The organism is Paenibacillus sp. Marseille-Q9583 (assembly GCF_976954365.1).
The window spans coordinates 75,490-81,489 of the sequence record NZ_CDRJTB010000022.1; the positions used below are offsets into that span (position 1 = coordinate 75,490).

The 6,000-nt window shown below is 47.5% G+C and carries 4 protein-coding genes; all 4 read left to right on the forward strand.

The window, feature by feature from the left end:
* Positions 1-539: 539 nt before the first annotated feature.
* A complete protein-coding gene (gene efeO, locus ACWNM1_RS12840) occupies positions 540-1,439 on the forward strand; it encodes an iron uptake system protein EfeO (RefSeq protein WP_449601218.1) in 900 nt (299 codons plus the stop codon).
* Between the two features lie 5 nt (positions 1,440-1,444).
* Positions 1,445-2,773, forward strand: coding sequence for an iron uptake transporter deferrochelatase/peroxidase subunit (efeB, locus tag ACWNM1_RS12845; protein ID WP_449601219.1), 1,329 nt, complete (start codon positions 1,445-1,447; stop codon positions 2,771-2,773).
* A 58-nt stretch (positions 2,774-2,831) separates the two neighbouring features.
* Positions 2,832-4,631: an FTR1 family iron permease gene (locus ACWNM1_RS12850; protein ID WP_449601220.1), complete on the forward strand. Its 1,800-nt coding sequence runs from the start codon at positions 2,832-2,834 to the stop codon at positions 4,629-4,631.
* Between the two features lie 290 nt (positions 4,632-4,921).
* A complete protein-coding gene (locus ACWNM1_RS12855; protein WP_449601221.1) occupies positions 4,922-5,899 on the forward strand; it encodes a LacI family DNA-binding transcriptional regulator in 978 nt (325 codons plus the stop codon).
* The last annotated feature ends 101 nt before the right edge of the window (positions 5,900-6,000 follow it).

The following is a 6,000-nucleotide window of genomic DNA, read 5'->3' on the forward strand; positions in this document are numbered from 1 at the left end:
GACGGTCCGGTTAATTATAAAAACTGTAAGCAACACATAGCAGCGATTCATCCATATTGGAGAATCGCTGTTTTGTGTTGTTGGTCGTTGACTGCCCGCTTCAACAGTGTATTCATCATCTCGTTCAGAGGGTTACGGACCCAGATGACGTTATTAGTATATTTTTCGCCTTTTGAGCTAAGTTTCGGACTCCAGTACAGCTATTCCTCAGAAAGAGATCAATATTTGGTATTTTTTAGGACAATAGCGACTATGAGGTCCGATAGCGATCCAAATCTAGAAAAAAGCTGCGTTTAAGGGCTGCGTTCGCGCAAATAAATGATCAAATCAAACGAAGTGTTAACTTGCTATTTCCGGATGTTATTAGATATATTTCTACAAACTCAACTCCCAATCCCGGGAGTTTTTTTGTCTTACAAAATATAACTATGAAATACATCACAATTTTATATTGACAGTAAATGTATACGGACTTATGATAAGTCCAGCATAAATGATAACGATTATCATTCACATATAAAAAAGGGGTGCTTCATTCAATGAAATTCACATATGCCGTGCCTGCAGGTCTACTTGCAGCTTCCATACTATTTACCGGGTGTGCCAGTAACAACAATAACAGCAATAGCAACACTAGCAATAATAACTCTGCAAATGCTGCTGCTAACAGTACCAAGGCTACAAATACATCTGATACTACTACAGCAACTGCTGCCGACTTTACATCAGCGGTTGAACAATATCGTACATATGTCATCGAGCAATGTGATGAATTTGTAAAGCAAACAGAAAATTTCACGAACGCAGTAAAAGAAGCAAAGATTGAGGATGCGAAAGCACTTTATGCGCCAGCCCGCATGTATTACGAGCGAATTGAGCCGATTGCAGAAGCACTTGGTGATTTGGATCCGAATATTGATGCCCGCGAGAATGACGTAGATACTGCTGAATGGCGCGGCTTCCATAAGCTTGAAAAGGCACTCTGGCAGGATAACACAACCAAAGATATGACCGAAGTTGCTGACCAATTATTGAAAGATGCCCAGCTTCTACGTGCAAAAGTAGAGACCGTAGAAATCGATGCCAATCTGCTCGTTACTGGTGCTGTAGAACTGCTTAATGAGGTTTCTTCTTCTAAAGTAACAGGTGAGGAAGAACGTTACTCCCACACAGATCTGTACGATTTCGTCGCTAATGTTGAAGGTGCCCAAAAGATATACGAGCTGTTAAAGCCAGAACTGGCGAAAAAAGATGCTGAGCTGGAAAAAACGATTGGTGAACGGTTTGCTGCCTTGCAAGCTGAGCTTGCTCCTTTCAAATCTGGAGATGGATATGTTTCCTATGAAGAGCTGAAGGAAGAAGATGTGCGTAAGTTGAGTCAGAATTTGGATGCCTTGGCTGAGCCATTGTCCAACATGGGAACTATTCTAGGAGTGTGATCATCATGAATAAGCAAAATAGATCTACCGGTGTACCAGCGAATGCAGAGGGTGCCCCTCTCAATGAAACCAAGAGCAATCTTATATTAGATAAAAAACTAAGCCGCCGCGATTTACTGCGGCTTACTGGCGCCACTAGCCTTGGTCTATTATTAGGTGGTGGAGGTGTTGGTGGAATTATGGCTGCGCGCAATGCCGTAGCTGAGCCAACAGTAGCCTCCGATGCTGATTCCATACCTTTTTACGGGAGTCATCAGGCCGGCATTCTAACCCCTGCGCAGAATTTTATTTATTTCGCAGCCTTTGATCTGACCACAACGAAGCTATCCGATGTAAAAAAGCTAATGCAAGCATGGACAACTGCCGCAGCTTCTCTTACTACTGGCAGCCTCATTGGCGACGTCAATGACAACCCAAATCTCCCACCCTCCGATACAGGTGAAGTGGATGGTTTAAACCCTTCACGCTGTACGCTTACCTTTGGTGTCGGCCCTTCTTTTTTTGACAACAGATTCGGTTTATCTTCCAAGCGTCCAACCCTATTAGCCGACCTTCCAGCATTTACGGGAGACAACCTGGATCCTAAGTGGTGTGGTGGAGATATTTGTGTCCAAGCATGTGCTGATGATCTGCAGGTGGCCTTCCATGCCATCCGAAATCTGGCACGTATTGCCCGTGGCACAGCCGTACTCCGCTGGACACAGGAAGGCTTCCAGCGCACAGGAACAGCAGATCCTAAGGGAGCGACGCCACGTAATCTTCTAGGTTTTAAAGACGGCACAGGAAATCCAGATACTACGAACGAAGCAGAAATGAACGAAGTGGTCTGGAACAGCAGCAGTGACGGTCCTTCATGGATGAGCGGCGGCACTTATATGGCAGTTCGCCGTGTACGTTTCCGAATTGAGGTCTGGGACCGTTCCTCTCTGAGCGATCAAGAAGCCACCTTTGGCCGTTATCGTCATAGCGGAGCACCTATCGGTGCAAAGGATGAATTCGATGATCTAAATCTTAAAGCGGCTGATGCTTTCGGGAAGCCCGTCATTCCGCCGGATTCACATTCAGCCTTAGCGCATGGTGACGGCACAGTCAAAATGCTGCGCCGCTCTTACTCCATTTCCAGCGGATTAGATATCGCAACAGGTCAACTCGATGCAGGATTATTATTCATCAGCTTTCAACGGGATTTAATGAAGCAATTTGTTGCGATCCAGCAGCGCCTCTCGAAAAGTGATCGGCTAAACGAATATATGACGCATACAGGCAGTGCGGTATTTGCCTGCTTCCCAGGTATTCGCCAAGGCGGCTACATCGGGGAAACACTTTTAGGCTAAGCCAGCCCTAATTTTCCAATCGAATGTTCCTGTCCATTATTGAAAGGGGATTATCCCGATGTACTCTCTTAATAAACGGCTGCTATCAAAGGCAGCCGTACTGATTCTGTTTAGCATCATATGTATACTGATGCTATCTAACCCGGCGGGGGCGGAGGGTGATGGCTCGGTCGACGAGCTGCTGCCGCCAGTCGGCAGCGCACTCGTCGAAGCCGGCCAGAGCCGCTGGGACGCGGCCGCTGCCGATGTAGAAGCGTTCGCTGCGCTGTGGCGCACCGCGAACGAGAACACGCCGGACCCGGCACTTGCCGGTCCGGCTGCCGCCGTTGACGCCGCGCTTGCAGACGCGGCGGCGGCCCTTGCGGCGGGCGATGGTGCGCCCGCCAAAACGGCACTGTCCACGCTCGCAAGAAGCGTGGACGCGTATGTCACCGCCGCCTCCGGCACGGACGGCGGTGACACTAGAGCCGCCGGACGCGAGACGGCGGCGAAGCTGTTGCCCGCGGCCGAGCGCACGCGGGATGCGGCGCGCAGCGCCGACTGGAGCGCGGCAGCGGCAGCGTACCGCGACATCGTCAGCGGATGGAAGCCGGCGGAGCGCAACATCCGGGCCGACAATTCCGCCGTCTACAGCTTACTGGAGACGAAGATCAGCCTGCTGCGCATCGCGCTGCAGGCTGAACCGCTCCGCGAGGCGTCGGCGAAATCAGAAGCAGAAGCCTTATATCAGCTGCTTGCTGATTACAGTGAAGGCAAAGCAATAGATGCTGGGGATACTTCCGGTAAACCAGCAACTATTGAAGGACTGATCAGCCATCTGAGCAAAGCTTCTTCCACCGCCAAAGCAGGCAACAGCGCAGAAGCAGCTAATATCATGGAGCAATTCATCGTAGATTGGCCCTCTGCTGAAGGACAAGTACAGATCGCATCTCCAGCGGTCTATACCAATATTGAGAACGAAAGTGCAGCAGTCACTGGCTATCTGCTCTCTAATCCACCTAAGCTAGATCAAGCCTTAAAGATCATGGATAATATGGTCACTGAGCTGACTCCTTTGGCTGGTGAGACAACCTATAATGCTTGGGATGCTGCGCTAATTCTTCTGCGTGAAGGACTGGAGGCGATTCTCGTATTGTCTGCCCTTCTTGCCTACCTGAAACGTGATGGCAACACAAAAGCACAGAAATGGATTTGGTCTGGCGCTGCTGTAGGACTTGTAGCGAGTATCGGATTAGCCGTCCTACTCACCTATACCATTTCCCGCGCGGCATCTGGTGGAGCACGCGAGATGATTGAAGGCATCACAGGTCTTGTAGCCGTCATTATGATGCTTACCATTGGACGCTGGCTGCATAGTAAATCAAATACCGCAAATTGGAACAACTATGTTGGACGGCAAGTGGATGGAGCATTAGCCAAAGGCAATCTCTGGTCTTTGTCCTCCGTAGCAGCGCTTGCGATTTTACGTGAAGGAGCAGAAACCACCATTTTTTATGTAGGGATGGCCCCTTCCATTAAAGTGTCTCAATTGCTGCTAGGGATCGGTAGTGCTCTAGTCATTCTAGCAATTGTAGGTTACGCAATTATTGCCTTAAGTGCGAAATTGCCGATTGCCGCCTTCTTCCGTACAGCTACACTTCTTATTTACTATTTAGTATTCCGCTTTCTTGGAGAGAGCATTCACTCCCTTCAAGTCGCAGGGAAACTACCCGCACATGTACAGGATGGATTACCTTCTATTAGCTGGCTCGGGATGTATCCAACTTGGGAAACTTTATTGCCTCAGCTGCTTGTCCTTGCGTTTATTGTGTGGGAGATGCTGCGCAATAGAGCACCAAAAGCGTCACAAACTGTATAGCTACAAAGAAAAAAACGGTTGTCATCTTTTAACGATGACAACCGTTTTATGTAGATTTTAAATGAAGCCGATCCTCGGACCTTTACATTAGAAATGAAACTAGATGTACCGGTCCGTCACGCCCGTTAGGTTACGCCGGTTTAGTCCGGTAATCCCTTGCAACTACAGTCTAATTTATGAAATGGATTCCATAGCAAGCTTTTTATTTGCAAAGTAATTTACGGACGATATGATAGAATAAAAAGACTAGATACTACACACAAGCACCAAAGGGAGGCTGTTGTTCTCGAATGGCTAATATAAAAGAAATCGCCCGTATGGCTGGTGTTTCCGTGACAACGGTCTCGCGAGTACTCAATAATCATCCTTATGTAAGTGAAACCAAACGAACCGCTGTTTTAAATACGATTGAAAAGTTAAACTACACGCGTAATATGAATGCCGTACATCTAATTACCGGCCGTACCCAAGCTATTGCCGTTATTATCCCTAATATCAACATTTTTTATTTCTCTGTAATTATTGAAGGCTTAGCCCAAGAAGCGCTGCTGGCGCAATACCGCTTGATTCTGTGCCAAACCGATTATCGTCATGAAGAAGAACTCAAGGTACTGGAAATGCTGCGCAACAAAGAAATTGACGGCGTGGTAATTGTATCTACGAGAATGAGCTCAGAAGTCATTGATGAATATACAGCATATGGCCCGATAGTCATCTGCCAAGATAGAGGTGAACGCCGCTTCTCTTCTGTGTATATCGAACATTATTCCGCTTTTCGCTCGGGCCTGCAGTACTTGCATGATAAGGGGTATGAACAGATAGGTTACTGTGAAGGCAGACAGCATGGCAGCAGTAGTTCTATCCGGCAAATTGCCTTTAGTGACTTTCTAGCCGCTACAGGCCAGCCTTTTCAGGAAGAATGGATGATGTATGACTGTATGAATGAAGAGGATGGTGGACGTGTACTGCACCAACTGCTGAAAATGAAGAACCGGCCTAATGCCCTAATTATTTCAGGCGATCATGTGGCAGCCGGTCTAATCATCGAAGCGTGGAAGAACGATATCCGTATTCCTGAGGATCTGGCGGTCATCGGATTTGACGACCAGCCGATCGGACGACTTTTAGGTCTAACCACCATAGATAACCAGTTACCCGAAATGGGCGTTACAGCTTTTCGGATCATCTTTGATCAGATCCAAAATAATGATAGTCATCCTGTACACCATAAGCTTGAGTATCGTATTATTGAACGTTCTACGGTATAGCATGTTTCAGGTATTGTTCAAAAACGGTCCACCTCGCAGTCTTCTGTGAGTGGGCCGTTTTTATTTAATATAGAAGAGAGACTAATAATTCTCGCATATTA

Excerpts from the sequence above, each read along its gene's own strand:
- efeO (WP_449601218.1), top strand. The coding sequence starts at position 540 with ATGAAATTCACATATGCCGTGCCTGCAGGTCTACTTGCAGCTTCCATA.
- efeB (WP_449601219.1), top strand. The coding sequence starts at position 1,445 with ATGAATAAGCAAAATAGATCTACCGGTGTACCAGCGAATGCAGAGGGT.
- ACWNM1_RS12850 (WP_449601220.1), top strand. The coding sequence starts at position 2,832 with ATGTACTCTCTTAATAAACGGCTGCTATCAAAGGCAGCCGTACTGATT.
- ACWNM1_RS12855 (WP_449601221.1), top strand. The coding sequence starts at position 4,922 with ATGGCTAATATAAAAGAAATCGCCCGTATGGCTGGTGTTTCCGTGACA.